The sequence below is a fragment of the Streptomyces sp. NPDC030222 genome (assembly GCF_055573115.1).
Genome location: NZ_JBVICA010000023.1, coordinates 73,654 through 99,651 on the forward strand (window position 1 = coordinate 73,654; position 25,998 = coordinate 99,651).

At 72.2% G+C, this 25,998-nt stretch carries 26 protein-coding genes and 1 pseudogene; 18 read left to right on the forward strand and 9 right to left on the reverse strand.

All coding sequences use genetic code 11. From position 1 onward, the window contains the following. Nucleotides 1-84: 84 nt before the first annotated feature. The 3 genes from ACZ4Z5_RS27620 to ACZ4Z5_RS27630 are packed head-to-tail and all read right to left on the reverse strand — an operon-like array spanning nucleotide 85 to nucleotide 3,280. Nucleotides 85-555, reverse strand: a complete 471-nt coding sequence (locus tag ACZ4Z5_RS27620) for a nuclear transport factor 2 family protein (protein WP_468267388.1) — start codon at nucleotides 553-555, stop codon at nucleotides 85-87. After that, a complete protein-coding gene (gene folP / locus ACZ4Z5_RS27625) occupies nucleotides 552-1,412 on the reverse strand; it encodes a dihydropteroate synthase (RefSeq protein ID WP_468267390.1) in 861 nt (286 codons plus the stop codon). Before folP ends, ACZ4Z5_RS27620 begins: the two co-directional genes overlap by 4 nt. Before the next feature lie 29 nt (nucleotides 1,413-1,441). Continuing rightward, the gene (locus ACZ4Z5_RS27630; protein WP_468267392.1) at nucleotides 1,442-3,280 is read right to left on the reverse strand and encodes a phosphatidylglycerol lysyltransferase domain-containing protein; all 1,839 of its coding nucleotides are present in this window, start codon (nucleotides 3,278-3,280) and stop codon (nucleotides 1,442-1,444) included. A gap of 147 nt (nucleotides 3,281-3,427) precedes the next feature. On the opposite strand from ACZ4Z5_RS27630, the gene ACZ4Z5_RS27635 reads away from it, so the two are divergent. Beyond that, on the forward strand, nucleotides 3,428-4,549 hold the full coding sequence (locus ACZ4Z5_RS27635; protein ID WP_468267394.1) for an alpha/beta hydrolase: 1,122 nt from the start codon (nucleotides 3,428-3,430) through the stop codon (nucleotides 4,547-4,549). Here ACZ4Z5_RS27635 and ACZ4Z5_RS27640 read toward each other — a convergent pair. Then, nucleotides 4,536-5,675 (reverse strand): ABC transporter ATP-binding protein, encoded by a 1,140-nt coding sequence (locus ACZ4Z5_RS27640; RefSeq protein ID WP_468267396.1) that lies wholly within the window; start codon nucleotides 5,673-5,675, stop codon nucleotides 4,536-4,538. The two genes, ACZ4Z5_RS27635 and ACZ4Z5_RS27640, sit on opposite strands and share 14 nt — an antisense overlap. A 109-nt stretch (nucleotides 5,676-5,784) precedes the next feature. Between ACZ4Z5_RS27640 and ACZ4Z5_RS27645 the strand changes: the two genes are divergently transcribed. The 4 genes from ACZ4Z5_RS27645 (at nucleotide 5,785) to ACZ4Z5_RS27660 (ending at nucleotide 9,714) form a co-directional block, all read left to right on the forward strand. Then, nucleotides 5,785-6,480 (forward strand): ABC transporter permease, encoded by a 696-nt coding sequence (locus tag ACZ4Z5_RS27645; RefSeq protein ID WP_468267398.1) that lies wholly within the window; start codon nucleotides 5,785-5,787, stop codon nucleotides 6,478-6,480. 3 nt (nucleotides 6,481-6,483) lie between these two features. Beyond that, complete coding sequence (locus ACZ4Z5_RS27650; RefSeq protein WP_468267400.1) at nucleotides 6,484-7,152, forward strand: ABC transporter permease; 669 nt, start codon at nucleotides 6,484-6,486, stop codon at nucleotides 7,150-7,152. 134 nt (nucleotides 7,153-7,286) lie between these two features. After that, on the forward strand, nucleotides 7,287-8,270 hold the full coding sequence (locus ACZ4Z5_RS27655; protein ID WP_468267402.1) for an ABC transporter substrate-binding protein: 984 nt from the start codon (nucleotides 7,287-7,289) through the stop codon (nucleotides 8,268-8,270). 409 nt (nucleotides 8,271-8,679) lie between these two features. After that, complete coding sequence (locus ACZ4Z5_RS27660; RefSeq protein WP_468267404.1) at nucleotides 8,680-9,714, forward strand: hypothetical protein; 1,035 nt, start codon at nucleotides 8,680-8,682, stop codon at nucleotides 9,712-9,714. A gap of 99 nt (nucleotides 9,715-9,813) precedes the next feature. On the opposite strand, the gene ACZ4Z5_RS27665 is transcribed toward ACZ4Z5_RS27660, so the two are convergent. Together ACZ4Z5_RS27665 and ACZ4Z5_RS27670 are read right to left on the reverse strand one after the other, a co-directional pair. Beyond that, nucleotides 9,814-10,956: an NADH-quinone oxidoreductase subunit D gene (locus tag ACZ4Z5_RS27665; RefSeq protein ID WP_468267406.1), complete on the reverse strand. Its 1,143-nt coding sequence runs from the start codon at nucleotides 10,954-10,956 to the stop codon at nucleotides 9,814-9,816. A gap of 307 nt (nucleotides 10,957-11,263) precedes the next feature. Beyond that, on the reverse strand, nucleotides 11,264-12,256 hold the full coding sequence (locus tag ACZ4Z5_RS27670; protein ID WP_468267408.1) for an SAM-dependent methyltransferase: 993 nt from the start codon (nucleotides 12,254-12,256) through the stop codon (nucleotides 11,264-11,266). 164 nt (nucleotides 12,257-12,420) lie between these two features. Here ACZ4Z5_RS27670 and ACZ4Z5_RS27675 point away from each other — a divergent pair, with 164 nt between their 5' ends. After that, on the forward strand, nucleotides 12,421-13,620 hold the full coding sequence (locus tag ACZ4Z5_RS27675) for a sensor histidine kinase (protein ID WP_468267410.1): 1,200 nt from the start codon (nucleotides 12,421-12,423) through the stop codon (nucleotides 13,618-13,620). A 33-nt stretch (nucleotides 13,621-13,653) separates the two neighbouring features. Continuing rightward, nucleotides 13,654-14,331, forward strand: coding sequence for a response regulator (locus ACZ4Z5_RS27680; protein WP_468267412.1), 678 nt, complete (start codon nucleotides 13,654-13,656; stop codon nucleotides 14,329-14,331). A gap of 21 nt (nucleotides 14,332-14,352) precedes the next feature. Here ACZ4Z5_RS27680 and ACZ4Z5_RS27685 read toward each other — a convergent pair. Together ACZ4Z5_RS27685 and ACZ4Z5_RS27690 are read right to left on the reverse strand one after the other, a co-directional pair. Further along, nucleotides 14,353-14,930 (reverse strand): annotated as a pseudogene (locus ACZ4Z5_RS27685) (Uma2 family endonuclease). A 155-nt stretch (nucleotides 14,931-15,085) separates the two neighbouring features. Beyond that, nucleotides 15,086-16,249 carry a threonine aldolase family protein gene (locus tag ACZ4Z5_RS27690; RefSeq protein WP_468267414.1) on the reverse strand — a complete coding sequence of 388 codons (1,164 nt, stop codon included), beginning with the start codon at nucleotides 16,247-16,249 and terminating at the stop codon, nucleotides 15,086-15,088. 116 nt (nucleotides 16,250-16,365) lie between these two features. On the opposite strand from ACZ4Z5_RS27690, the gene ACZ4Z5_RS27695 reads away from it, so the two are divergent. From ACZ4Z5_RS27695 to ACZ4Z5_RS27745, 11 genes are all read left to right on the forward strand, one after another. Further along, nucleotides 16,366-17,535, forward strand: a complete 1,170-nt coding sequence (locus ACZ4Z5_RS27695) for a Rossmann-like and DUF2520 domain-containing protein (RefSeq protein WP_468267416.1) — start codon at nucleotides 16,366-16,368, stop codon at nucleotides 17,533-17,535. Continuing rightward, nucleotides 17,532-18,545 carry a pantoate--beta-alanine ligase gene (panC, locus tag ACZ4Z5_RS27700; RefSeq protein WP_468267418.1) on the forward strand — a complete coding sequence of 338 codons (1,014 nt, stop codon included), beginning with the start codon at nucleotides 17,532-17,534 and terminating at the stop codon, nucleotides 18,543-18,545. The genes ACZ4Z5_RS27695 and panC overlap by 4 nt, the downstream gene beginning before the upstream one ends. Next, nucleotides 18,542-20,356, forward strand: a complete 1,815-nt coding sequence (locus tag ACZ4Z5_RS27705) for an L-aspartate oxidase (RefSeq protein ID WP_468267420.1) — start codon at nucleotides 18,542-18,544, stop codon at nucleotides 20,354-20,356. The genes panC and ACZ4Z5_RS27705 overlap by 4 nt, the downstream gene beginning before the upstream one ends. A gap of 2 nt (nucleotides 20,357-20,358) precedes the next feature. After that, nucleotides 20,359-21,390, forward strand: a complete 1,032-nt coding sequence (nadC, locus tag ACZ4Z5_RS27710; protein ID WP_468267422.1) for a carboxylating nicotinate-nucleotide diphosphorylase — start codon at nucleotides 20,359-20,361, stop codon at nucleotides 21,388-21,390. Further along, a complete protein-coding gene (locus ACZ4Z5_RS27715; protein WP_468267424.1) occupies nucleotides 21,390-22,187 on the forward strand; it encodes a type III pantothenate kinase in 798 nt (265 codons plus the stop codon). The genes nadC and ACZ4Z5_RS27715 overlap by 1 nt, the downstream gene beginning before the upstream one ends. Nucleotides 22,188-22,215: 28 nt before the next feature. Next, nucleotides 22,216-22,416 carry a hypothetical protein gene (locus ACZ4Z5_RS27720; protein ID WP_468267426.1) on the forward strand — a complete coding sequence of 67 codons (201 nt, stop codon included), beginning with the start codon at nucleotides 22,216-22,218 and terminating at the stop codon, nucleotides 22,414-22,416. A 100-nt stretch (nucleotides 22,417-22,516) separates the two neighbouring features. Beyond that, nucleotides 22,517-23,140, forward strand: a complete 624-nt coding sequence (locus tag ACZ4Z5_RS27725) for a hypothetical protein (RefSeq protein WP_468267488.1) — start codon at nucleotides 22,517-22,519, stop codon at nucleotides 23,138-23,140. 14 nt (nucleotides 23,141-23,154) lie between these two features. Beyond that, a complete protein-coding gene (locus ACZ4Z5_RS27730) occupies nucleotides 23,155-23,331 on the forward strand; it encodes a hypothetical protein (protein WP_468267428.1) in 177 nt (58 codons plus the stop codon). 131 nt (nucleotides 23,332-23,462) lie between these two features. Next, complete coding sequence (locus ACZ4Z5_RS27735; RefSeq protein ID WP_468267490.1) at nucleotides 23,463-23,942, forward strand: BlaI/MecI/CopY family transcriptional regulator; 480 nt, start codon at nucleotides 23,463-23,465, stop codon at nucleotides 23,940-23,942. 9 nt (nucleotides 23,943-23,951) lie between these two features. Further along, complete coding sequence (locus ACZ4Z5_RS27740) at nucleotides 23,952-24,494, forward strand: amino-acid N-acetyltransferase (protein ID WP_468267430.1); 543 nt, start codon at nucleotides 23,952-23,954, stop codon at nucleotides 24,492-24,494. Nucleotides 24,495-24,649: 155 nt separating this feature from the next. Next, on the forward strand, nucleotides 24,650-24,985 hold the full coding sequence (locus tag ACZ4Z5_RS27745; RefSeq protein WP_468267432.1) for a histone-like nucleoid-structuring protein Lsr2: 336 nt from the start codon (nucleotides 24,650-24,652) through the stop codon (nucleotides 24,983-24,985). On the opposite strand, the gene ACZ4Z5_RS27750 is transcribed toward ACZ4Z5_RS27745, so the two are convergent. Next, the gene (locus tag ACZ4Z5_RS27750) at nucleotides 24,964-25,614 is read right to left on the reverse strand and encodes an SCO3374 family protein (RefSeq protein ID WP_468267434.1); all 651 of its coding nucleotides are present in this window, start codon (nucleotides 25,612-25,614) and stop codon (nucleotides 24,964-24,966) included. The two genes, ACZ4Z5_RS27745 and ACZ4Z5_RS27750, sit on opposite strands and share 22 nt — an antisense overlap. Between the last annotated feature and the right edge of the window lie 384 nt (nucleotides 25,615-25,998).

The following is a 25,998-nucleotide window of genomic DNA, read 5'->3' on the forward strand; positions in this document are numbered from 1 at the left end:
CCTCACTCGAATCTACCTGCGAGCACCCCCTGCGCTCGTCCATGGGGCTCCGTGGCGGCCCTTCCGTGGCCCGCCTGCCCGGTCTCAGCCGGAGGACTCCTCTTCCGCCTCGTCGCTGGACTGTGCGAACACCGGGGACGCATGGTGCGACCACATCTTCCAGCCGTCGGGTGTGCGGCGAAACACATTGGTGGCCACCACGAGCTGCCCGACGAGGGGGCCGAGCTCGTTCCCGTCCTCGGCGGGACCGCCGCTGAGGATGTTCTCGGTGCAGGTGACCAGCGCGGTGTCGCCCGAGACGGTGACCTTCACATCGGTCAGGAAGAACTGGATGTAGTCGGTGTTGGCCATGATCAGGGCGTAGGACCGCAGGACCTCGCCGCGGCCCGAGAGCGCGGGCCAGCCGGGGTGGACGCAGGAGATGCCGTCGTCCAGCCACTGGTCCGAGATGCCTTCGAAGTCGCCCCGCTCCATCGCCTCGTAGAAGGCGGCGTTGGCCTGTTCGACGGCGGCGGCGTCGCCGGTGCCGCCGTGCCTGCCGGGGGTGCCGGTCACCGGGCTCCTTCGACGGCCCGTGCCACGCGCACGGCGTCGGCGGTCGCCCGTACCTCGTGGACGCGGACCGCCCAGGCGCCCGCCTGGGCGGCGAGGGCGGAGACCGCGGCGGTGGCGGCGTCGCGTTCCCGGGCCGGCGGCGGGGTGCCGCCGTCGGAGGCGAGCACGGCGCCGAGGAACCGCTTGCGGGAGGCGGCGACCAGCAGGGGGCGGCCGAACTGCCGCAGTTCGGCGAGGTGGGCGACGAGGGCGAGGTCGTGCTCGGCCTGCTTGGCGAAGCCGAGGCCCGGGTCGATGACGATGCGTTCGGGGGCGACGCCGCCCTCGACGACGGCGTCCATGCGGGCACGGAGTTCCGCGGTGACCTCGGCGACGACGTCGGTGTAGACGGCACGGCTGTTCATGTCCTGGCTGAACCCGCGCCAGTGCATGACCACGAAGGGGACACCCGCCGCGGCGACGACCGGCACCATACGGGGGTCGGCGAGGCCGCCGCTGACGTCGTTGACGAGCGAGGCACCGGCGGCGACGGCCTGCTCGGCGACCGTGGCCCGCATGGTGTCGACGGAGACGGTGACGCCTTCCGAGACGAGCCCGCGGACGACGGGCACGACCCTGCGCAGTTCCTCGTCCTCGTCGACGCGGGTGGCGCCCGGACGGGTGGACTCGCCGCCGACGTCGACGAGATCGGCGCCTTGGGCGACGAGGTCCAGGCCGTGCCCGATGGCGGCCTTGGTGTCGAACCAGCGGCCGCCGTCGGAGAAGGAGTCGGGCGTCACGTTCACCACGCCCATGACCGCACAGCGGTCCCATTCCGGCAGTCCCTCGACCGTGCCCCGTCCGCTCAACGTACTCATGCGTCCAGCCTAGGGGGTGGGCGGGACCGCTACGCCGCGCGGACCTCGTGCTCCGCGGCGGCCGGGCGGATGTGTGCGCAGGGCTGCGGCTGACGGGCCGCGCGGCGGCCGGCGAACGGGCGGGGCAGGGCGAGGTTCACGAAGCCCTCGGCCTGCATCGCGGCCAGGCCGATGCGCGGCAGGTCGCGGGTGTTGCGGAACACGACGAACCGCGGCTCCCAGCGGGGCCGGAACTTGGCGTTGAACTTGTACAGCGACTCGATCTGGAACCAGCGCGAGAGGAAGACCAGCAGCCCGCGCCACATCCGCAGCACCGGTCCCGCACCGAGCTTCTCGCCGCGGGCCAGGGCCGAGCGGAACATGGCGAAGTTCAGCGAGACACGGGTGATGCCGAGCTTGGGCGCCTGCTCGAGCGCGGCCACGATCAGCAGCTCGTTCATGCCGGGGTCGGCGGAGCGGTCGCGGCGCATCAGGTCGAGGGACACGCCGTCGGTGCCCCAGGGTACGAAGTGGAGGATGGCCTTCAGGTCGCCGTAGGGGCCGGGTTCGCCCTCGTCGGTCTTGTGGGCGGTGGCGATCAGCGCATCGCCGTCACCGGCCTCCCCGACCCGGCCGAGCGCCATGGAGAAGCCGCGCTCGGTGTCGGTGCCGCGCCATGCCTCGGCGGCCTGGCGCACCCGCTCCAGTTCGGCGTCGCCGAGGTCACGGACGCGCCGTACGCGGGTTTCGTAGCCATTGCGCTCGATGCGCTTGACCATCTGGCGTACGTTCCGCATCGCGCGTCCGGTCAGCGAGAAATCCGCGACGTCCACCACCGCCTCGTCGCCGAGTTCGAGGGCGTCGAGGCCGGTCTCGCGGGTCCAGACCTCGCCGCCGGTCTCGCTGCAGCCCATGACCGCGGGGGTCCAGGAGTGCGATGTGGCCTCGTCCATGAAACGCTCGATGGCGCCGGGCCAGGCCTCGACGTCGCCGATGGGGTCACCACTGGCGAGCATCACGCCGGAGACGACGCGGTAGCAGACGGCGGCCTTGCCGCTGGGGGAGAAGACGACGCCCTTGTCGCGGCGGAGCGCGAAGTAGCCGAGGGAGTCACGGGCGCCGTGCCGCTCCAGGAGCTCGCGCAGCCGGCGCTCGTCCTCCTCGGTGAGGCGGGCGGCCGGGTGCTCGGGCCGGAAGGCGAAGTAGACCGTGGTGACGGCGGTGAGCAGACCGAGGGCGCCGAGCGAGTAGCCGACGGTCCAGTCCACGCCACCGGTGTAGGCGATCGGGCCCTCGAAGCCGAACAGGCCGTAGAACACGTGCTCCAGACGGTGCGTCAGGCCGGGGCTGCCGACGATCCGGCTCGGGTGCGAGCTGACGACGACCAGGCCGAGGCCGATGGAACCGGCGCCCAGGACCACGAAGTTGGCCAGCGCCCGCCAGCGGCTGCGCGGGTCAGGCAGGGCCGCGAACTCCTTGCGGTGGTGCAGCAGGAGCGCGAACAGACCGAGGGAGATGAGCACGCCGATGACGGAGTGCCGGTAGGCGAACTGGGCGAGGGCGCCCGCCGGCAGCAGTACGACCGCAGCCCGCCAGGCCCGGCGCTTGCGGCGCTTGAGTCCGTGGGCGAGGAGCAGCAGCAGTACACCGGCGCTCAGCGACATCGCGGCCGCGAAGGGACCCAGGGTCCCGGGCAGCACCTCGGCCAGGGCGTGCATCCGGCTGTGCCGGAAGCGCGGGTAGACCGAGGCGGCGATGTCGAGGAGGCCCACGATCGTGCAGGCCGTGCCGACCAGGGCGGGAACCGTCTCGGGGCGAGGGCCGCGAAGGATGCGGCGTACCCGATCCGGAACCGATCGTGATTTGTCCCCATCTATCCTGTCAGACATCGCTTCCCATGGCTCCGCGAGAGATCCTTCGTCCGACGGCCGGTCCGGCCGCCGCGTCGGTCGATTTGCGTCTTCTAGGACGGCACTTCCGGGGGGCGGGTTCACTCGCTCTCAGGAAAATCTCACTGAATAGGTCTTGAACTCCTCATGGGTCTCACCAGTAACGCGGTTCTGGCGCTCTCCGTCGCCTCGGCAGTGGGGCTGTTCGCCGCGACCATCTGGCTCTGGCCGCGCCTCGGGCGGCGCGGCTGGCGAGCGGTGACCGTGCGGGTCGCGCTCATGCTGGCGGTGCAGCTGACGCTGTTCGCCTCGGTCGGTCTGGCTGCGAACCGCTCCTTCCTGTTCTACGGCTCGTGGGCCGATCTCCTCGGACAGCAGGAGGAGATGGGCGTGGTCGTGGACCACTCCGCCGGCAGCCGGCATGTGAAGGTCGTCGGCAAGCAGCAGCTCGACGTCCCGGGCGGCGCGGTGCCCTCGGCGGGCGGCCAGATCCAGAAAGTGGTCGTCGCCGGGGAGAAGTCCCGGATAACCAGCCCCGCCTACGTCTACCTGCCGCCGCAGTACTTCCAGAAGCAGTACGCGGACAGGACGTTCCCGGCGGCGGTGGTGCTCACCGGCTACCCCGGCACCGCGGAGAACCTCATCAAAGGGCTGAGGTACCCGAAGACCGCGTTCCTCCAGGCGAAGGAGGGCAAGATGCAGCCGATGGTGCTGGTCATGCTGCGGCCGACGGTGGCACCGCCCCGGGACACCGAGTGCGTGGACATCCCCGGCGGCCCGCAGACCGAGACCTTCTTCGCCCACGACCTGCCCAAGGCCGTCTCCGCGACCTACCGGGTCGGCACCAAGGCGCGCAACTGGGGCTTCATCGGCAACTCGACCGGCGGCTACTGCGCGCTGAAGATCGCCATGCACCACCCGAAGCAGTTCGCGGCGGGCGCCGGACTGTCCGCGTACTACAAGGCCGCCGAGGACCCGACGACCGGTGACCTCTTCCACGACAGGAAGGAGCTGCGCCAGCGGGCGAACCTGCTGTGGAGCCTGGATCACGGGCGGGCGGGCGCGACCTCGTTCCTGGTGACCAGCAGCAAGCAGGGCGAGCCCAATCTGCGCGGCACCGAGCAGTTCATCGAGAAGGTGAAGAAGGCGAAGGCGCCCACCCGGGTCTCGTCGATCATGCTGAACAGCGGCGGCCACAACTTCAACACCTGGCGCCGGGAGATCCCGCCGGCGCTGGTGTGGCTGAGCGGCCGGCTCAGCGCGAGCTGACCGATTCCACCTCGACCTGGTCGCGCGGCACCTCCAGGGCCTCGGCACCGACGGAGCGCCGCAGCGCCTCGTGGAGCCGGGCCGGGGTGAGGACCCCGCAGTACGCCCCGTCCCCGTCGGTCACCGCGATCCAGCCCGCGTCGTGCTGGAGCATGACGGCGAAGGCCTCCTTGAGGGAGGCGCCGAGCGTCAGCCGGGCACCCATCGGGCGGGCCTGCGCGCGTACCGGCCCTTTGCCTGCGGCCCGTTCGGCGGGGATCCAGCCGTGCGGGGTGCCGTCGGCGTCCAGGACCACCGCCCAGCGCCCGTCCGTCGCGGCGGGCAGGGTGCCGTCGAGGCACACGACGGGCGGGTGTTCCAGGTCACCGGTCTCGACGGGGGTGACGGCGAGCCGCCTCAGGCCGCGGTCGGCACCGACGAAATCGGCCACGTACGGGGTCGCGGGGGCGCCGAGCACGGCCGCGGGTGCGTCGAACTGCTCGATGGTGCCCTGGCCGTAGACCGCGATCCGGTCGCCGAGCCGGACCGCCTCCTCGATGTCGTGGGTGACGAACAGGACCGTCTTGCGGACCTGGGTCTGGAGCCGCAGGAACTCGCTCTGCAGCCGGTCCCGTACGACCGGGTCGACCGCTCCGAACGGTTCGTCCATCAGCAGCACGGGCGGGTCGGCGGCCAGGGCGCGGGCCACTCCGACGCGCTGCCGCTGGCCGCCCGAGAGCTGGTCCGGGTAGCGGTCGCCGTGGACGCGCGGGTCCAGGCCGACCAGGTCGAGCAGTTCCGCTGCGCGTTCACGTGCCCTGGCCCGCTGCCACCCGAGCAGCCGGGGGACGGTGACCGTGTTCTCCAGCACGGTCCGGTGCGGGAAGAGTCCGACCTGCTGGATGACGTAGCCGATGCGGCGGCGCAGCCGCACGGGGTCGATCTCCGCGATGTCCTGCCCGTCGACGAGGATCCGGCCTCCGGTGGGCTCGATGAGCCGGTTGACCATCTTCATCGTGGTGGTCTTGCCGCATCCCGACGGACCCACGAGGGTGACGAGTTCACCCTCCGCGACCTCGAAGGACAGGTCGTCCACGGCGGTGGTCCCGTCGGCGTACCGCTTGGTGACGTGCTCGAACCGGATCATGACTCCCTATTGTGAAGGGTGTTGTGTGAAGGCGGTGTCGTCGCCTTGCGACGGTTGCGGGCGAGCGCAGGCCGCCGGGTTAGTGTCGTGCGCGGACGGGGGTGAGCCGATGACGGGGCAGAACTGCCTGGTGACGAACGACTGGATCTGCGGGGAGTACCTGAGCTCCCGCAGCGGGGAGCTGGCCGAGGCGACCGTGCAGCACGTCTGGATCACGGGCGTCTCGGTGCTGATCGGACTGGCCGTCGCCTTCCCGCTGGCGTTGCTCGCGCGGCATCACCGGGTCTTCGCCGGGCCGGTGCTCGGCCTGACGACCGTGCTCTACACCGTTCCGTCGCTGGCCATGTTCTCGCTGCTGCTGCCCGTGTTCGGGCTGTCCGCGGCCCTGGTGATCACGGGACTGGTGCTGTACTCGCTGACGATCCTGGTCCGGAACATCCTGGCGGGGCTCGCGGCCGTCCCGCCGGACGCGCGGGAGGCGGCCCGCGGGATGGGGTACGGCGCGGGCCGCCTGCTGTGGGAGGTGGAGCTGCCGCTCGCGCTGCCCGCCCTGCTGGCCGGGGTGCGGATCGCCACGGTGTCGACGGTCGCGCTGACGACGGTGGGAGCCATCGTGGAGCGCGGCGGGCTCGGCAATCTGATCGCGGACGCGCTGCCGAGCCTGTTCCGGGCGCAGGTGCTGACCGCGTCGGTGCTGTGCGTCCTGCTGGCGCTGGCGGCCGATCTGCTGCTGCTCGGGCTGCAACGCCTGCTGACGCCGTGGACCCGGACCCGGGCCGCCCGGAGCCCGAAGGCGGTGGGCTGACCCATGGGTGCGATGACCGGCGCCTGGACGTGGCTGTCGACGGAGTCCAACTGGTCGGGGGAGAGCGGGGCGTGGCACCGGCTGGCCGAGCACCTGTACGTCAGCGGGGTGGCGTTCGCGGCGGCCTGCGCGATCGCGCTGCCGGTCGCGCTGTGGCTCGGGCACCTCGGCAAGGGCGGGGCGCTAGCCGTCAACCTCTCCAACACGGGCCGGGCGATACCGACGTTCGCGGTGCTGGCCCTGCTGATGCTGACGCCGCTGCGGACGCTGGGGGAGCTGCCGACGATCATCGCGCTGGTGCTGTTCGCCGTACCGCCGCTGCTGACCAACGCGTACACGGGGATGCGCGAGGTCGACCGGGCGGTGGTGGAGGCGGCCCGGGGCATGGGGATGTCGGGCGGTCAGCTGTTCCTGCGCGTCGAGCTGCCACTGGCGTACCCGCTGGTGATGACGGGGCTCCGGGCGGCGGCGGTGCAGGTCGTGGCGACGGCGACGCTGGCGGCGATGACCGGGGGCGGCGGTCTCGGCCGGATCATCACCGCCGGGTTCAACACCTACGACACCTCTCGGGTGGTGGCCGGGGCGCTGCTCGTCGCGCTGCTCGCGCTGCTGGTGGAGGGCGCGCTGGTGGCGGTGGAGCGGCTCTGCCGCCCACGAACCGGGCGGCCGTGATTCCCGGTGCAGGACGACCCGTATGTCCGCACCTGTTCCCTTTCCTCTGCCTCCTCCCTTCTCTCCCCTCTCCTCCCCTTTCCTTTTCCTCGCTACGGATGGTGAGTCGTATGAGTCCTTGGATGGTGCGTCACATGAGCAGGACCTCGCGGACAGCGGTCGCGGCCCTCGCGACGGTGGCCCTGGCCGGCTCGCTGGGCGGGTGCGGCGGCCAGAGCCTGGAGGCGAAGGAGAAGGAGGGCGGCGCGGCCTCCTCCGGGGGCGTTGGGGCGAAGGGCTCGCTGGTCGTGGGCGCCGCCGGGTTCACCGAATCCAAGGTGCTCGCGGAGCTGTACGCACAGGTGCTGGCCGAAGCCGGATACCGCACGTCCGTCACCACGGTCGCCAACCGCGAACTGTACGAGCCGGCACTGGAGAAGGGCGAGATCGACATCGTCCCCGAGTATGCGGCGACGCTCGCGGAATTCCTGAATGCCAAGGTCAACGGCTCGTCGGCGCCGCAGGACAAGCCCGTGGCGTCCAGTGACGCGACCGCCACGGTGGCCGCATTGTCGAAGCTCGCCGGACCGCGCGGACTGAAGGTGCTTCCCGCCGGAGAGGCCGTCGACCAGAACGCGTTCGCGGTCACGCGGGAATACGCCCGGAAGAACGGCCTGAGGACGCTTTCCGATCTCGGAAAGTCCAAGCTGGGGATCAGGATCGCGGCGGGCGACGAATGCGAGGTCCGCCCGTTCTGCGCGCCGGGTCTCAGGAAGACGTACGGCATCGACGTGACCGGCGTCGACCCCAAGGGGGTCGGCACCCCGCAGGCCAAGCAGGCCGTGAAGGACGGGGCCGACCAGCTGGTGCTGACCACGACCACGGACGCCACACTCGACGCCTTCGGGCTGGTGCTGCTGGAGGACGACAGGAAGCTCCAGAACGCCGACAACGTGCTTCCCGTGCTGAATGCCGAGGACGCCGGCGACCCTGCGGTCGCCGAGGCGCTCGGCAAGGTCACCAAGGTGCTGACCACGGCGGATCTCGTGGAACTGAACCGGAAGGTGGACGCCGAGCGTACGAAGCCGGCCGACGCCGCCGGGGAGTATCTGAGGTCCAAGGGCCTGATCGCGAAGTAGCCGGCCCGGTCGGGGCCTTCTCCGGGAAGTCCTGCTGGGAGTCTCCGGGGCCTTCCCCGGGAGTTCTGCGAGGAGCCCCCGGGCCTTGTCCGGGCCTTCTCCAGGCCTTCTCCAGGCCTTCTCCGGAGTCCTGCGGGGAGCCGTCCCGGGCCTTCTCCGGGCCTTCCCCGAGGCCTTGCGGGGAGAAGTCTTCCGGAGCCTTCTCCGGGAGTCCTCCGGCCGGTCTCCCCGGGCCTGCTCCGCAGTCTTCCCGGCTCCCTCCCGGAAGGTTCCCGGACCTCCCCGGGAACCCTTCCGGGCATGTCCGGGAACCTTTCGGGAAGACAGATGGCGAAAAGCAGGTCACCGGGCAGAAACAGATTGGCGAGGGGTACCCCATCTCGCGCCTACGCACGGTAAATTTCAGGCCATGCCACGTGGACGCCACCGCCATTCGCCCCCTCTGCACCGGCTTCTTCCGCCGTCGGCGGTCGCCGGCGTGTCGATCGTGTGCGCCGGCGGCGCCGTGTTCCTCTCGGAACCGGCGGTGCTCCGCGTCCTGGTCGCCGCCGCAGCAGCCGCAGCCGTCACCGGCGCCGTCCTCATGCGGAGTTGGGACCGCGCCGCAGGCCGCCGCGTCGCGGAGCTGACCCGTGCCCGGGCCAACGACCAGTGGAAGGCCGAGGAGCACCTCGCCGAGGTCGAGGCCGATCTCGAGGAGTCCCGGGAGATCCGTTCCCGGCTCGACACGAAACTCCGGGCCAAGCGCCGCGAACTCGCCGGGCTCCGGAACGAGCACGCCGCCCTGCTGCGCCGCTACGCGAACGCGGAGACCGGCCGGGCCAGCGCCCTCGAAGGCCGTCGCAGGCTCGCGATCGAGGCGTCCGGCCCCAAGGCGCTGCCGCCCGCAGGCGGCATCCCCTCGCCGGCGGCCTTCGCCGCCGCCGCGAAGGCCCTCTCGGACCTGAAGCGGAACGCCGCGGCCCAGCAGGCGCGCAGGACGGTCGAGGAGGCCCGCGCCCGCGATCTCGCGGACCGAGCCGTCGAGACGGAGGAACGTCAGGGCAAGCACACCGAGGCCGGCCGGCGTGCGGCGCACAGCCGCCCCGCGGCGGCGCTCGCGCCCGTTCCGGTGGCGTCGGCGGTGGTGCCGTACACCGCTCCCCGCCGCACCACCCCGCCCACCGGCAGCTTCGACTTCTTCGGCATGGAGAAGAAGGCGCCCGCCGCACTCGAAGCCGCCACCGGCGCGAAGACGGGCAAGCACACCAAGGCGGGTCGGGCGGCCAAGGCCACCGCGGCGCTGGAGGCCGCCCAGAACGAGGACCTCGCGGACGTCGTCGGCGAGGAGGCCCTGGCGCAGCAGACCGCCGGGAAGCACGTGGCGGGCGCGGTCATCGACCTGACCGCGCACGACGAGACCGAGCAGCTCGACGTGGCGGAGCTGCGCACCGCGATCTCGTAGCCCCTTCAGGAACGCACAGGAGCGGCCCCGGAGGTCCGGGCCCGCTCCTGTGCGTCGTGGGCCTGCGCCAGCGCTGCCGGCACGGCGCCGGCCCGCCCGTCACTTGTCGATGTCCCCGACCACGAAGAAGAACGACCCGAGGATCGCCACCATGTCGGCGACCAGCGTGCCGGGCAGCAACTCGGTCAGCGCCTGGATGTTGTTGTACGAGGCCGAGCGGAGCTTGAGCCGGTACGGCGTCTTCTCGCCCTTGGACACCAGGTAGTAGCCGTTGATGCCGAGCGGGTTCTCGGTCCATGCGTAGGTGTGGCCCTCGGGTGCCTTGAGCACCTTGGGCAGCCGCTGGTTGACCGGGCCGGGCGGCAGCTCGGCCAGGCGGTCCAGGCAGGCGTCCGCCAGCTCCAGCGAGTTGTGCGTCTGCTCCAGCAGGCACTCGAAGCGGGCCAGGCAGTCGCCCTCCTCGCGGGTGACGACCTTCAGTACGTCGCCCAGCTCGCCGTACGCGAGGTACGGCTCGTCGCGCCGCAGGTCGAAGTCGACGCCGGAGGCGCGGGCGATCGGCCCCGAAACCCCGAAGCCGTGCACCGTCCGCGCGGTCAGCACGCCGACGCCGCGGGTCCGGCCGCGGAAGATCTCGTTGCCGAGCACCAGCCGGTCGTACACGTCCATCCTGGAGCGGATCTCGGCGACCGCGTGCCGGGCGCGGCCCAGCCAGCCGAGCGGCAGGTCCTCCTTGAGGCCGCCGACCCGGTTGAACATGTAGTGCATCCGGCCGCCGGAGATCTCCTCCATCACGTGCTGGAGGTCCTCCCGCTCCCGGAATGCGTGGAAGATCGGGGTGATCCCGCCGAGCTCCAGGGGGTAGGAGCCGAGGAACATCAGGTGGTTCAGCACCCGGTTCAGCTCGGCGAGGAGCGTGCGCAGCCACACGGCGCGCTCGGGCACCTCCATGCCGAGCATCCGCTCGACGGCCATCACCACGCCCAGCTCGTTCGAGAACGCCGACAGCCAGTCGTGGCGGTTCGCGAGCATCACGATCTGCCGGTAGTCCCGCGCCTCGAAAAGCTTCTCGGCGCCGCGGTGCATGTATCCGATCACCGGTTCGGCGTGCTGGATCCGCTCTCCGTCCAGCACCAGGCGGAGGCGGAGCACGCCGTGCGTCGAGGGGTGCTGGGGGCCGATGTTCAGCACCATGTCGGTGCTCTCCGCCGCGCCGCCGATGCCGACCGTCGTCTCCGTCATGCGGTCAGTGTCCCATCCCGCTTCCCGGTGGTCGCAGCCCGTCCACCTGCCGGGCGGGCAAGCGGATGGGCCAGGTCCGGGTCGGGTCCGGGGGCGGTTCCAGGTCAGATCGGGTCTGGTCCGGGTCTGGTCCGGGTCGGGTCCGGGGCGGGGCTGGGGGGGCCAGGTCAGATCCGGTCGGGTCCGGGTCTGTCCGGGTCGGGTGCGAGTCGGGTCGGGCGGGGTCAGGGTCTGTCCGGGGGCGGTTCCAGGTCAGATCGGGTCAGGTCCGGGTCAGGTTCAGGCCCGGGTGCGGGTCAGGTCCAGGTCAGATCCGTCCCGGTTCCGCCGGGACGCGGTGCAGCAGCCAGCCGAAGTCGCCGAGCCCGCCGCGGGCGGTGAGCTCCGCCGCATCCCCGGCGGTGGCGAGGGCACGGACGTATCCGGCCGGGTCCGTGGAGGCCATGGCGAGGGGCGGGCGCCCACCCGTCACCCCGAGGCGGCGCAGCGCCTCGCGCTGGGTGATCAGCTCGGTTCCGCCGCGTCCGCCCACTCCGGCGCAGGCGGCCGCGCACGCGTCCAGCGCCACATGGGCGGTGATGTCGCAACTGCCGTCGGGCACCGGCGGCACCTCGCGGCCGCCGCGGAAGCCCGTGAGCGTGCCGAAGGGGGGCCGACCGTCCCGGGCGTGGGCGTAGTCCACGGCGACGGCGAGCCCCGCCCGCAGAGTGCCGACCGCCCGGGTCCACGCCTCGTCGCGCGGCAGCCCGATCTCGGCCCGCTCACCGGGGAACCCGGCCGGCGGCCACCAGCGGGCCAGCCAGTCCGCGTCGGCGCCGGTCACCGGGTCACCGAGACGCTCCGTACCGTCGGGGGCGACCAGGACGTAGCGGGGGAGGCCGTCCGCGTCGGTCTCGGCGACGTCGACCGGGACGTTGTCGAGCCATTCGTTCGCGAAGAGCAGCCCGGTGACCCCGGCCGGCGGCTCCGGGACCCAGGCGATGCGCGGATCGAGGCCGTCGGGCCGGGCCGCCCGCTCCACGGCGTACGCCCGTACCGCGAAACCGTCCGGGAGCGCCGCGAGCACCCCCGTCAGCAGTTCACCGCGGCCGGCGCCCATGTCCACCAGGACCGGTTCGTCCGTTCCGGTCTCCGCGGCCACCTCGGTCAGCAGCCGGGCCACGGCCGACGCGAACAACGGCGACGCGTGCACGGACGTGCGGAAGTGCCCGGCCGGCCCCTCCGGCCGCAGGTAGAAGCCGTCCGCCCCGTACAGCGCCGCCTCGGCCGCCTCGCGCCACCGGCGCCACTCACCACTCACGGCGCCCAGGCTAGGGGGTGTCCTGGACCGGCCTCCGGCGGAGGCCCGGCATCCTCGCCCCCCGCGCATCATCCGCCCGTCCACCTTGGGGAGTAGTCGCCCGTCCCATGGATGGGACCTCCGGTTGACCCCTGCACCTATCTGTTTTCCCTACGCTGGGTTACGTGCAGCATCTCTACGACTTCATCCGCAGACACCCGACGGGCGTCGACGGCTTCTGGGCCGTCCTGCTCTTCGGGTTCTCGATGCTGTGGGTGGTCCAATCGGACATCGGCACCGAGCCGCGGCCCGTCGCGGCCCTGCTGGTCCTTCTGCTCTGCCTCGTCGTCGCCCTTCGCCGCCGGTTCCCCCAGTGGATGCTGCTGCTCGCCGGGGCCGTGGGCGCCGCCCAGCTGGTGCTGGACATCAGGGTCAACCCGGCCGACTGGGCGATGCTGGTGATCATCTACACGGTCGCCGCCACCGAGAACCGCCGCTGGGTGTCGCGCCTCGCGCTGATCGGCGGGCTGTTCGCGGCCCCGCTGTCCCAGATCCGCTGGCATGAGCAGCCGATGAGCGTGGCCGGCCGGATCTTCGCCGTGATCATCCTGACCGTGCCGTTCGCGCTCGCCTGGGTGCTCGGCGACTCGATGCGCACCCGTCGCGCCTACTTCGCGGAGCTGGAGGAGCGGGCGGCCCGGCTGGAGAAGGAACGCGAGGCCCAGGCGAAGGTCGCGGTCGCCGCCGAACGCGCCCGCATCGCCCGCGAGCTGCACGACGTCGTCGCGCACAACGTGTCCGTGATGGTGGTCCAGGCGGACGGCGCCGCCTACGTGATGGACGCCGCACCCGAGCAGGCCAAGCAGGCGCTGGAGACGATCTCGACGACCGGCCGGCAGGCCCTGGCCGAGATGCGGCGGCTGCTCGGCGTGCTGCGCACCGGCGAGCACCAGGAGGCCGGGGAGTACGTCCCGCAGCCCGACGTCGAGCAGATCAAGGACCTCGTGGAGCAGGTGCGGTCCGCGGGCCTCACCATCGACTTCAAGATCGAGGGCACCCCCCGTCCGCTGCCCAGCGGCGTCGAGCTCACCGCCTACCGGATCGTGCAGGAAGCCCTCACCAACACCCGCAAGCACGGCGGCCCGGAGGTCGCCGCCAGCGTGCGGCTCGTCTACTTCGACGACGGCCTCGGCCTGCTCGTCGAGGACGACGGCCGCGGTGCCTCGCACGAGATGTACGAGGACGGGGGCGCCGACGGGAAGGGGCACGGCCTGATCGGCATGCGGGAGCGCGTCGGCATGGTCGGTGGAACGCTGGACGCCGGTCCCCGCTCCGGTGGAGGCTTCCGGATCAGTGCCCTGCTGCCGCTCAAGCCCGCCCCGTGACCCCGACCCCCGCTCAGGAAGGACCCACCCCCGATGTCGATCCGCGTGATGCTCGTCGACGACCAGGTGCTGCTGCGCACCGGTTTCCGCATGGTGCTCGCCGCCCAGCCGGACATGGAGGTCGTCGCCGAGGCCGGTGACGGCGTCGAGGCCATCGAGAACCTCCGGTCGGTCCCGGTCGACGTCGTTCTGATGGACGTCCGCATGCCCAAGCTGGACGGGGTCGAGGCGACCCGTCGCATCTGCTCCTCGCCGAGCCCGCCGAAGGTGCTCATCCTGACCACCTTCGACCTGGACGAGTACGCCTTCTCCGGGCTGAAGGCGGGTGCCAGCGGCTTCATGCTGAAGGACGTGCCGCCCGCCGAACTGCTCGCCGCGATCCGGTCCGTGCACAGCGGCGACGCCGTCGTGGCCCCCTCCACGACCCGCCGCCTCCTCGACCGCTTCGCCCCGATGCTGCCGTCCGGCGGCCGCGAGCCGGAGCACAAGCAGATCTCCGCTCTGACCGACCGCGAACGCGAGGTCATGCTCCTGGTCGCCCAGGGACTGTCGAACGGCGAGATCGCGGCCCGCCTGGTGCTGTCAGAGGCCACCGTGAAGACCCACGTGGGCCGGATCCTCACCAAGCTGGGCCTGCGCGACCGGGTACAGGTCGTCGTCCTCGCGTACGAGTCGGGGCTGGTGCGCGCCGGGGGCGGCGGACTCGGCTGACGGCGACCGTGCGGCCGGCGGCTACCGCCCGCCGTCCTCCGCCTCGCGGGCCCACTCGACGAGCGGCGCGGTGTCGAGGGCGAAGCCCACGGGACCGGGCAGCTCGACCGTCTTGCCGAAGGCGACCGTGTGACGCTCCTGGTACGTGCCGTCCTCGGGCTCGCTGTGGACGGTGACCTCGTGGGCCTCCCGGTCGACCAGCAGGTACACGGGGATGCCGGACTCGGCGTAGGCCCGTGGCTTCTCGATGCGGTCGCGCTGGTCGGTGTCGTGGTCCCGCGAGGTGATCTCGACGGTCATGAGGACGCCGTCGGGGTCGGCCCATTCGCCGGCGGCGAGGAAGTGACCGGTGGGAGCGAGGGTGCCGTCCGGGCGGGCCCGGCCCTTCCGGTAGGTCTCCACCCTCAGCCCTGTCCGGTGTGGAGGTCGAGTGAGGGGCGGTGCTGCAAGCGCTGCCGTACGAGCCACATGATGATCGTTTCGTGAAGCCCGTCGGGCACTGCCTTGACCCTCGGCTTTCCGTCGATGAACTCCAGGCGCAGGCCCTCGGTCCCTCGCGCCGTGTCGGCTGCGAGGGTCTCGAACTGCTCCAGGTCCATCTGGGCGTCGGTGCACGGCAGGTGGTCCACGGCAGTCAAGGGTGCCTCCTCAAGCCTCGGAATGCCAGGCTGGCCAGGGGGCCGAGGGCGCCATGCCCCGTTCAACCCCCCGGTCGTCTGTGCGAATCGAAGCGAGTCCGGTCCGCGCGGCCGGCTCAGGAACGCAGCAGGCGGACGAACTCGGCCGTCGCCCCGCGCACGTCGTCGGCGGACCATTCCAGCGCCGGTGCCGCCACCGTCACCTCGGTCGTCGTGAGGCCCGGCGGGAGCGCGCCCCCGGGGGCCCACCAGCGGCGGAACAGCGCCGTCCCGGTCTCCTCGGCCTGACGGACGGCGGTCTCGCTCAGCTTGTCGGGCGGGAACGGCAGCCACACCTGGAACTGATGGGTGTGCGGCGGCTCCGGGTGGACGCGGAACCAGGGCACGCCCGCCTCGGCGAAACCCGCGGCCATCGCCGCCGCGACCGTCTTCGCCTGGGCGACGTACGAGGGGAGGCGGGGCAGCTCCCGCTCCAGGCCGAGCAGGGCCGAGAGCGCGGCCGGGTACTGCTGGAACAGCCGGCCGCCGTACCGGTGGCGCCAGATCCGGGCCTCCTCCACCAGGGACGCGGAACCCGCCAGCGCAGCCCCGGACATGCCGCCCAGCGACTTGTAGAACGAGACGTACACGCTGTCCGCGAGCGCCGCGATCTCGTCGAGCCCCCGGCCGAGGTGCGCGGTGCACTCCCACAGGCGTGCGCCGTCGAAGTGCACCGCCGCGTCCTGCTCCCGCGCGGCTTCCACGACTTCGGTCAGTTCGTCCCAGGTGGGCAGCACGAACCCGGCGTCGCGCAGCGGAAGCTCCAGCATGAGCGTTCCGAACGGTTCGCCGAGCCCGCGCACCTCGTCGGCCGTGGGCGTCCGCGGCTCCTGCGTCGGATGGACCGTGCGCAGTCCGCTCACCGTGCCGAGCGCGCCGCCCTCGTGCACCTCCGGGTGTGCCAGCGGATGCAGGGCCACCACCGGGTTCCCGGTGCGGCCGGCCCAGCAGCGCAGGGCCACCTGCTGGGCCATGGTGCCGCTGGGGAAGAACGCCGCGTCCTCCGTGCCCAGCAGCGCGGCGACCCGTTCCTCCAGTGTGGCCACGACCCCGTCGCCGTACACGTCGGCCGTGCCGTCGAGGTCGTACACGTCCGCGGCGTCCGCGGCCAGGGAGGACAGCAGCCCGCCGACCGTGGCGTCCATCGCGGGCCGGTACAGGATCCGTTCCGCCTTCCGCCAGGCGTCGGTCCTGCGCCGCCGCTCCCGCTGTTCCTGGTCGATTTCCGTGCTTCCGGTCATCGACCGATCATCGCCCACAGCCTGTGGACGGTCACCGGGGAGGACGAAGCGCTGGCGTAGCATGACGAGGAATCGTCCGGTACCCCTGCGGACTGGAACGGGAAGGCCGCCGCCGCGTGAACGCATCAGCACCCAAGGAGCCCCTCGACGCGAGGGACCGCCCCGCCCGCCTCACGGTCGGGGTCGTCGGCGCGGGCCGGGTCGGACCCGCGCTCGCCGCATCGCTGCAGCTCGCCGGGCACCGCCCGGTCGCCGTCTCCGCGGTGTCCGACGCATCCCTGCGCCGCGCCGCCGCCCTGCTGCCCGATGTGCCCGTCGTGACGCCCGCCGAGGTGCTGGAGCGCGCCGAGCTGGTCCTGCTGACCGTCCCGGACGACGTGCTGCCGGGTCTGGTGCAGGGTCTCGCCGAGACGGGCGCGATCCGGCCGGGCACGCTGATCGTGCACACCTCCGGGCGGTACGGTGTGGGCGTCCTGGAGCCCGCCCTGCGGGCCGGGGCCCTGCCGCTGGCGCTGCACCCCGTGATGACGTTCACCGGCACCACCGTCGACGTGCAGCGGCTCGCCGGCTGCTCCTTCGGCGTGACCGCGCCCGAGGAGCTGCGGCTGGCCGCCGAGGCACTGGTCATCGAGATGGGCGGCGAACCGGAGTGGATCGCCGAGGAGGCCCGCCCGCTGTACCACGCGGCCCTCGCCCTCGGCGCGAACCACCTGGTCACGCTGGTCAACCAGTCCATGGAGCTGCTGCGCGCCGCCGGGGTCACGGCACCGGACCGGATGCTCGGCCCCCTCCTCGGCGCCGCGCTCGACAACGCGCTCCGCTCGGGCGACGCCGCCCTGACGGGGCCGGTCGCCCGTGGTGACGCTGGCACGGTCGCCGCGCACGTCGCCGAGCTGCGCAAGCACGCCCCGCACACGGTCGCCGGCTATCTGGCGATGGCCAGGACCACCGCCGACCGCGCGCTGGCGCACGGAATGCTCAGGCCGGAGCTGGCGGAGGACCTGCTGGGCGTCCTCGCCGCCGAGGCCCGCACCGACGGCCTCCCGACCGACGACGACGGCGACGGTCTCCCGACCGACGGCGACGGTGTCCCGACCGACGGCGACGGTGTCCCGACCGACGGCGACGGTGTCCCGACCGCCCCCGGCGGCCGCCCGGAGTCTCCGGCGGACGGCGGCCACGACGGCTCCGCGGCCGGTGGCGAAGACCGGTCCGGTGGCCGGCGCGAGAGCCCGTACGAGGGGCCCGGCGGCGACGGGCGGCGCGACGACGGAGGAGACCGATGAGTCACGGATTCGAACTGGTTCCGACCCGCGACGATCTGCGGTACGTGCTGGACCGCAACGCCGGGACCGGTGCCACCGCCGTCGTCATGACCATGGGCGCGCTGCACGAAGGCCACGCCTCGCTGATCCGCGCCGCACGGTCGCACGTCGGCCGGAAGGGCTTCGTCGTCGTCACGGTGTTCGTCAACCCCCTGCAGTTCGGCGCCGGCGAGGACCTCGACCGCTACCCCCGCACCCTGGACGCCGACCTCGCCGTCGCCGAACGCAGCGGCACGGACGTCGTGTTCGCCCCGGCCGTCGACGAGGTCTACCCCGGCGGCGAGCCCCAGGTCCGCATCACCGCGGGGCCGATGGGCGACGTGCTGGAGGGAGCCTCCCGCCCGGGGCACTTCGACGGCATGCTGACCGTGGTGGCCAAGCTGCTCCACCTCACCCAGCCCGACGTGGCGTTCTTCGGGCAGAAGGACGCCCAGCAGCTCGCGCTGATCCGGCGGATGGTCCGTGACCTGAACTTCCCCGTCGAGATCGTCGGAGTGCCGACCGTACGCGAGGACGACGGCCTGGCCCTGTCCAGCCGCAACCGCTACCTCTCGTCCGCCGAGCGGCGCACCGCGCTCGCCCTGTCCCGGGCACTGTTCGCGGCCCGCGACCGGCTCGCCGCGCAGGAGGCGCTGCACGCCCGTGCCGAGACCATGGCGGCCGCGGGCCCCGGCCGCGCCGCCGCGCTCACCGCCCTCGGCGAGTCCCGCGCAGCGGCCGACGCCCACGCCGTGGCTGCGGCCGGTCCGTGCGGTCCGGAGGCGGTGCGGGCGGCGGCCCGCGCGGTCCTCGACGAGGCGGGCCGGGCCGACCCCCCGCTCGCACTCGACTATCTGGCCCTCGTCGACCCGGCAGACTTCGGTGAGGCCCCCGACGGCTTCACCGGCGAGGCGGTCCTCGCCGTCGCCGCCCGGGTGGGTACCACCCGCCTGATCGACAACATCCCGCTGACCTTCGGAGCTCCCCAGTGACCGGAATACGGCTCAAGGCCCCCGCGCCCGGCTGGGCCGTCGACGCCGACGTGGTGGTCATCGGCTCCGGCGTCGCCGGACTGACCACGGCGCTGCGCTGCACCGCCGCGGGCCTGCGGACCGTCGTGGTCACCAAGGCGCTCCTGGACGACGGATCGACCCGCTGGGCCCAGGGCGGCATCGCCGCCGCCCTGGGCGAGGGCGACAGCCCCGAGCAGCACCTCGACGACACCCTCGTCGCCGGCGCCGGGCTGTGCGACGAGACGGCCGTGCGCACCCTGGTCACCGAGGGACCCGACGCGGTGCGCCGGCTGATCGCGGCGGGCGCGACGTTCGACACCGACGAGGCCGGTGAGATCGAGCTCACCCGTGAGGGCGGGCACCACCGCCGCCGTATCGCCCACGCGGGCGGGGACGCGACGGGTGCCGAGATCTCCCGCGCCCTGGTCGACGCGATCCGTGCCGCCGGGGTCCGCACCGTGGAGCACGCTCTGGTCCTCGACCTGCTCACGGACGCCGAGGGCCGCACCGCGGGTGTGACCCTCCACGTCATGGGCGAGGGGCAGCACGACGGCGTCGGCGCGGTCCACGCCCCGGCGGTCGTGCTCGCGACCGGCGGCATGGGCCAGGTCTTCTCCGCCACCACCAATCCGTCCGTCTCCACGGGTGACGGCGTGGCCCTCGCGCTGCGCGCCGGAGCCGAGGTCTCCGACCTGGAGTTCGTCCAGTTCCACCCGACCGTGCTGTTCCTCGGTCCGGACGCCGAGGGCCAGCAGCCGCTGGTGTCGGAGGCGGTGCGCGGCGAGGGCGCCCACCTCGTCGACGCCGACGGCGTGCGCTTCATGCTCGACCAGCACGAACTGGCCGAGCTCGCGCCCCGTGACATCGTCGCCAAGGGCATCATGCGGCGGATGCGCGAGCAGGGCACCGAGCACATGTACCTGGACGCCCGGCACTTCGGCGCGGAGATGTGGGAGAACCGGTTCCCCACCATCCTGGCCGCCTGCCGAGCCCACGGCATCGACCCGGTGACCCAGCCCGTCCCGGTCGCCCCGGCGGCCCACTACGCCTCCGGCGGCGTCCGTACCGACCTGCACGGCCGGACCACCGTCCCCGGCCTCTACGCGTGCGGCGAGGTGGCCTGCACCGGGGTCCACGGCGCCAACCGGCTCGCCTCCAACTCCCTCCTGGAAGGCCTGGTCTTCGCCGAGCGCATCGCCGGCGACATCGCCGCCCACCGCCCGGCCCCGACCGCACCGGTGGCGCCGGAGGCCACGGTGGAACTGCCTCTGCTGGACCCGGCCGTACGGCTGGAGATCCAGCGGACCATGACCACCGGGGCGGGCGTCCTGCGCTCGGCCGAGAGCCTCGCCGAGGCCGCGGACCGGCTGGAGCACGTCCACGCCACCGCCCGTACCGGCGACGCCGCCGACGACCGGTACGGCAGCAAGGCGGCAGAGCCGGGTGTCGAGGCCTGGGAGACCACCAACCTCCTGTGCGTCGCCCGCGTCCTGGTCGCCGCGGCCCGTGAGCGCGAGGAGACGCGCGGCTGCCACTGGCGCGAGGACCGGCCCGACCGTGACGACACCGCCTGGCGCCGCCACCTCGTCGTCCGGCTGAACCCGGACCGCAGTCTGGACGTGACCGCCACCGAGTCCGCGGACTTCCCGCCGACACTGCTCGGTGCCGCCTCCGTCGCGTGCCCGCCCGTCGTCTCCGCGGCCCCCGCGGCCGTCCCCGCAGTACCCGCCGAAGCCGAAAACCACGAAGCCCGGCCCGCCGAAGCCGCAGAACCCCCCAGGGAGCCGTAACCGTGAGCACGCCCGACGAACAGCGTCCCGAGCCAGTGGACGTCCCGCTGATCCAGATCGGCGCCCCCGCCGCCCCCGGAGGCGGCTGCGGCGACGGCTGCGGCTGCGCCGGCGGCGAGGAGTACCTGGAGTGCGGCCTCGACCCCGCGCTCGCCCAGCTGCTCGTCGACGCCGGCCTCGACCCCGTCCAGGTCGAGGACATCGCACACCTCGCCATCGAGGAGGACCTCGACGGCGGCGTCGACGTGACGACCGTGGCGACGATCCCCGAGGACGCCGTAGCCACCGGCGACTTCACGGCCCGGGACGCGGGCACCGTCGCCGGTCTGCGGATCGCCGAGGCCGTCCTGTCCATCGTGTGCACCCAGGAGTTCGAGGTCGAGCGGCACGTCGAGGACGGCGACCGGGTCGAGCCCGGCCAGAAGCTGCTCTCCGTCACCGCCCGCACCCGGGACCTGCTCACCGGCGAGCGCAGCGCGCTCAACATCCTCTGCCGGCTCTCCGGCATTGCGACCGCCACCCGTGCCTGGGCGGACGTCCTGGAGGGCACCAAGGCCAAGGTGCGCGACACCCGCAAGACCACGGTCGGCCTGCGCGCCCTGGAGAAGTACGCGGTGCGCTGCGGCGGCGGAGTCAACCACCGCATGTCCCTGTCGGACGCCGCGCTGGTCAAGGACAACCACGTGGTCGGCGCCGGAGGCGTCGCGGAGGCCTTCAAGCGGGTGCGGGAGCAGTTCCCGGACGTCCCGATCGAGGTCGAGGTGGACACTCTCCACCAGGCCCGCGAGGTGATGGACGCCGGGGCCGACCTGATCCTGCTGGACAACTTCACGCCGATGGAGACCGCGGAGGCCGTGATCCTCAACCAGGAGCACAACCAGGGCCGCGCGATCCTGGAGTCCTCCGGCCGGCTCACCCTGGAGAACGCCCGGGCCTACGCCGAGACCGGTGTCGACTACCTCGCGGTGGGCGCGCTCACGCACTCCTCCCCGATCCTGGACATCGGCCTCGATCTGCGTGAGGTCGAAGGCTGATGCTGCTCACCATCGACGTCGGCAACACCCACACCGTCCTCGGTCTCTTCGACGGGGGCGAGATCGTCGAGCACTGGCGGATCTCCACCGATCCGCGGCGCACCGCCGACGAGATGGCCGTCCTGCTCCAGGGCCTCATGGGCATGCACCCCCTGCTGGGCGAGGAGCTGGGCGACAACATCGACGGCATCGCGATCTGCTCGACCGTCCCGTCGGTGCTCCACGAGCTGCGCGAGGTGACCCGCCGCTACTACGGCGACGTGCCCGCGGTCCTCGTCGAGCCCGGCATCAAGACGGGTGTGCCGATCCTGATGGACAACCCCAAGGAAGTCGGCGCCGACCGCATCATCAACGCGGTCGCGGCGGTCGAGCTGTACGGCGGGCCGGCGATCGTCGTGGACTTCGGTACGGCGACGACGTTCGACGCGGTCAGCGCGCGCGGCGAGTACACGGGCGGTGTGATCGCCCCCGGCATCGAGATCTCGGTCGAGGCGCTGGGCGTCAAGGGCGCCCAGCTCCGCAAGATCGAGCTGGCCCGCCCCCGCGCGGTGATCGGCAAGAACACCGTGGAGGCGATGCAGGCGGGCATCGTGTTCGGCTTCGCCGGCCAGGTCGACGGCGTGGTCAGCCGTATGGCCCGGGAGCTGGCCGACGACCCCGAGGACGTGACGGTCATCGCCACGGGCGGCCTCGCCCCGATGGTGCTCGGCGAGTCCTCGGTGATCGACGAGCACGAGCCGTGGCTGACCCTGATCGGCCTGCGCCTGGTCTACGAGCGGAACGTCTCCCGTATGTGACGTCCCGTCGGCCCGGTACGCTGCCGCGATGTCCTCCTCCGACGCGCTGTCACGGGCCTTGTCCGACACGGGTGGTGCGGTGGAGCAGCTCGTCGTGAACCGGATGGCGGCGGCCTCCGGCAGGGAGCCGTGGCAGGAGTTCCCGGCGCTCGACGCCGTCTTCGAAGGGATCGCCGCCGACGCCGATACCCGCCTGGCCTTCCAGTCCGCCTGTCCGGTCTCGGGCTGAGCGGGGACGCGGCACGCCCGCATTCTCAGACGTAAACCATTTTTGTCCGATTAGCGCGTATCGTCGGCCCATGCCCACGCCCTACGGACCTCCCGGTGGCATGGCGTTCAGCGCAGACGAGCTGCGTGTGCTCCGACGCGCCCTCGCCATCGCCCTCCATCCCGATTCCGCCCGCGACGAGGACGTCCAGGACCTCCTCCGTCTGTCCGCCTCCGTGGACGAGGCCGCCAGTGAGGCGGGCCGCATGCGCGCCTTCCTGCTGGCCGACCTCGCCCGCTACCGGGCTGCGCTGCCCGGTGCCGCGACCGGTTATCTCGCACTCCTCCGGGAAGCCGTGGCGGCCGGTCACCCGCCGGAGCGCACTGATCTCGCCGCTCTGCACACCCTGCGGGCCCATCCGGTCGCGGTCTCCCTGCTGGACCGCTGCCGGGCGCTCGCGGAGCGGTCCGCGCGGACCGGCGCGGCGGGGGAGGCGGAACGGGGGGCGGACGCACCGGCCCCGGGCCGGGTGCGGCTGACGGCCCTGCCGGGCGGCCTCGCGGCGGCGGACGATCCGGGCAAGGAGCGCCGGGAGCCCAAGGAGCCGCAGCGGCCTGCCGAGCGTCCGAGCCCCGCGGAGCCCGCCCGGTCGCCCCGCCCCGACCGGCCGATCCCGACGCCCGGGGAGGTCTTCCCCCCGCGGCGCCGGCCGGTGCCCCCTTCGGCCCGCCGCGTGGCGGGGTAGCTAGTCTGGTCGGCATGGACTACGTATCCGCGCTGCTTCCCCCGGTGGTGATGGCGGCCTTCTTCACGGCCCTCATCGTGACGATCGTCAAGACCCAGGGCGGGTCGAACAAGGCCAAGGAGGACGCGGCCGTGGACGCGGCGCTCGCCAGGGCCGAAGCCGGCCAGGCGCCGCGGGCCGAGAGCGCCTGACGGACCCGACCGCTCCACTTCAGGGCGTGCGCCGCATTCCGCGTCGTACGCCCTTTTTGCTGCCCGATACGGTGAATAGCCACTATGGTGCTGTTGTGCCGCGCCAATTGGGAGAGCTGGAAGACGCCGTGATGACGCGCGTCTGGCAGTGGAACCGTCCGGTCACGGTCCGGGAAGTGCTGGAAGACCTTCAGCAGGAACGGTCCATCGCTTACACGACCGTGATGACGGTAATGGACAATCTCCATCAGAAGGGCTGGGTGCGCCGGGAAGTCGAGGGGCGCGCCTATCGATATACGGCGGTCTCAACGCGTGCCGCCTACGCCGCGGCCCTGATGAACGAGGCATGGGCCCAGAGCGACAGTCCGGCCGCGGCCCTGGTCGCCTTCTTCGGCATGATGTCGCCCGAGCAGCGGGAGTCCCTCCAGGACGCCATCCGGATCGTTCAGCACGACAGTGCGGAAGCCTCCGCACCCGCCGCCCCCGCAGCAGCGGAAGCCGGGCCGGAAGGGCGGACGGAAGGCAGTGCGGAAGCGCAGGCGGAAGCGCAGGCGGAAGGGCCGGCCGAAGCACGAGAGGGCGATGCGCGCGGTTCCGCACAGGGGCGATAGCGTCCAGACATGCCGTCGCAGCTTCCCGGCCTTCACAATGCCGCCGCAAATGCCGTCACCGTACGCCGCGCCAGGACCACGGATGTCCCCGTGCTGCGCCGTCTGCTCGACGCCTACGTACCCGACGGCATCCTGCTCGACAAAGCGACCGTGACGCTATACGAGGACATCCAGGAGTTCTGGGTCGCGGAACGCGACGGGGATGCCAGGATCGTCGGGTGCGGTGCGCTGCACGTGATGTGGGAGGATCTCGCGGAAGTGCGCACTCTCGCGGTGGACTCCGCCTTCAAGGGCGCCGGGATCGGTCACCTGCTGCTTGAACAGTTGCTGCACACGGCCCGCTGGCTCGGTGTCCGCCGGGTTTTCTGTCTGACCTTCGAAGTCGACTTCTTCGCGAAGCACGGCTTCGTCGAGATCGGGGAGACTCCGGTCGACACCGATGTCTACAGCGAGCTGCTGCGTTCCTATGACGAGGGCGTCGCGGAGTTCCTCGGACTCGAACGAGTGAAGCCGAACACCTTGGGCAACAGCCGGATGCTGCTGCACCTGTGAACGCGGAACAGCCACGGGTAGCGGCCGGAACCCTATGTCCGAATCGCGTACGTTTCCCGCACGGGCCCGCTCCTGAACCTCTACCGAGGGTTTGTGTTTTTCCGAGAAAAGCGGTTTCCTTTCCGCGTACTGCATTTTCGATGAAAGGGAATCCGGTGGCACAGAAGGTTCAGGTCCTTCTTGTCGACGACCTCGACGGCGGCGAGGCGGACGAGACGGTGACGTTCGCTCTGGATGGCAAGACGTACGAGATCGACCTCACCACCGCCAACGCGGACAAGCTGCGCGAGTCCCTCGCGGAGTACGTGAAGGCCGCGCGCCGGACGGGCGGACGTGCCGCTGCCGCCCGGGGCAAGGCCCGGACTTCTGCCGGGGCCGGCCCGGACACGGCGAAGATCCGCGCGTGGGCCAAGGAGAACGGCTACAACGTGAATGACCGCGGCCGTGTGCCGGCGGACATCAAGGAGGCCTACGAGAAGGCCAACGGCTGATCCGCCGTTCTTTCCACGGCCCCCTGCCCCCGGTGTGAGCGCACACCCAGCAGGCGGGCGCGGTGGCATTCGGTTGCCGCCGTGTCCACGAGCCGTACGAGACCGGGGGCGTCCGCAGACCCCCCGAGCCCGGCGACGTCGCACCCGGACGGCGACCACGGGGCAAGGGCCGGCAGCACCGGTTCGATCTCGCTTCCCGGCTCGGGGGGCCGCAGCCATACGGACACGGCGGCCCCCCGGGACGCCGGGACCGGATGTCCGGGCGGCACCGGCGCGGTGATCGTCCCGCCGGCCCCGACCGCCGTCAGGTCCAGGGCGATTCCGCCCCACTGCAGCCAGTCGAGCAGCCCCGGCAGCTCCTCGGCTGTTCCCGCGGCCACCAGCAGCCCCAGCCGCCGCCCCCTCAGAACCACCGGTCCGGTCCGGTCGCCCAGGCGCCGCAGCGCTGCCATTCCCGCGACCGCGGGCACTTCGAGCACGTCGAACCGCACCCCGGTCCGCAGTCGTGCGGGCGGACCCTCCACGGCTGCCCAGCCGAGCTCCTGCTCGTACCACTGTGCGAACTCTCCGCCGGGCATGGCGGCTTCCCCGTCGGACGGAGTGCGCGGTGCGGGAACGGTGACGGCCATGTCCGGGAGAACTGCTCCACTCCCACCGAGGTCACGTTCCGCGCCTGGAACGATGCATTCCGTCGATGTGTGCGGGGCGTGTGGAGGCATTCGCGGGCGCAAGGGTGTTCGCCCGTAGCGGAGGGAACCGGGGTGTGCCGCATGGAGTGTCAGTACATACGGGTAAGACATCCCTAGTGGGGAGGGGCGACACGCGGGTCCGGGGCGTCTCACGTTCGCCATCGGCGTACTGATGGCGGGGGTAACCGCCTGGCCTGCGGGAACATCGTCTCGCACCATCGGGTTAGGGCTGTTGTCGGCTGTTCGGGCAGCAATGCTCGCTCCTTTACGGGGGTGATCCGGACGGGTGTCGGCAGTTGGAATGAGCGGTCCCCGCTTGCGGGA

Bases quoted from the DNA above. Each gene is read 5' to 3' on its own strand.
- folP (WP_468267390.1), bottom strand. From the start codon at position 1,412: ATGAGTACGTTGAGCGGACGGGGCACGGTCGAGGGACTGCCGGAATGG.
- ACZ4Z5_RS27630 (WP_468267392.1), bottom strand. From the start codon at position 3,280: ATGTCTGACAGGATAGATGGGGACAAATCACGATCGGTTCCGGATCGG.
- ACZ4Z5_RS27635 (WP_468267394.1), top strand. From the start codon at position 3,428: ATGGGTCTCACCAGTAACGCGGTTCTGGCGCTCTCCGTCGCCTCGGCA.
- ACZ4Z5_RS27640 (WP_468267396.1), bottom strand. From the start codon at position 5,675: ATGATCCGGTTCGAGCACGTCACCAAGCGGTACGCCGACGGGACCACC.
- ACZ4Z5_RS27645 (WP_468267398.1), top strand. From the start codon at position 5,785: ATGACGGGGCAGAACTGCCTGGTGACGAACGACTGGATCTGCGGGGAG.
- ACZ4Z5_RS27650 (WP_468267400.1), top strand. From the start codon at position 6,484: ATGGGTGCGATGACCGGCGCCTGGACGTGGCTGTCGACGGAGTCCAAC.
- ACZ4Z5_RS27655 (WP_468267402.1), top strand. From the start codon at position 7,287: ATGAGCAGGACCTCGCGGACAGCGGTCGCGGCCCTCGCGACGGTGGCC.
- ACZ4Z5_RS27660 (WP_468267404.1), top strand. From the start codon at position 8,680: ATGCCACGTGGACGCCACCGCCATTCGCCCCCTCTGCACCGGCTTCTT.
- ACZ4Z5_RS27665 (WP_468267406.1), bottom strand. From the start codon at position 10,956: ATGACGGAGACGACGGTCGGCATCGGCGGCGCGGCGGAGAGCACCGAC.
- ACZ4Z5_RS27680 (WP_468267412.1), top strand. From the start codon at position 13,654: ATGTCGATCCGCGTGATGCTCGTCGACGACCAGGTGCTGCTGCGCACC.
- ACZ4Z5_RS27690 (WP_468267414.1), bottom strand. From the start codon at position 16,249: ATGACCGGAAGCACGGAAATCGACCAGGAACAGCGGGAGCGGCGGCGC.
- panC (WP_468267418.1), top strand. From the start codon at position 17,532: ATGAGTCACGGATTCGAACTGGTTCCGACCCGCGACGATCTGCGGTAC.
- ACZ4Z5_RS27715 (WP_468267424.1), top strand. From the start codon at position 21,390: ATGCTGCTCACCATCGACGTCGGCAACACCCACACCGTCCTCGGTCTC.
- ACZ4Z5_RS27720 (WP_468267426.1), top strand. From the start codon at position 22,216: ATGTCCTCCTCCGACGCGCTGTCACGGGCCTTGTCCGACACGGGTGGT.
- ACZ4Z5_RS27725 (WP_468267488.1), top strand. From the start codon at position 22,517: ATGGCGTTCAGCGCAGACGAGCTGCGTGTGCTCCGACGCGCCCTCGCC.
- ACZ4Z5_RS27730 (WP_468267428.1), top strand. From the start codon at position 23,155: ATGGACTACGTATCCGCGCTGCTTCCCCCGGTGGTGATGGCGGCCTTC.
- ACZ4Z5_RS27735 (WP_468267490.1), top strand. From the start codon at position 23,463: ATGACGCGCGTCTGGCAGTGGAACCGTCCGGTCACGGTCCGGGAAGTG.
- ACZ4Z5_RS27740 (WP_468267430.1), top strand. From the start codon at position 23,952: ATGCCGTCGCAGCTTCCCGGCCTTCACAATGCCGCCGCAAATGCCGTC.
- ACZ4Z5_RS27750 (WP_468267434.1), bottom strand. From the start codon at position 25,614: ATGGCCGTCACCGTTCCCGCACCGCGCACTCCGTCCGACGGGGAAGCC.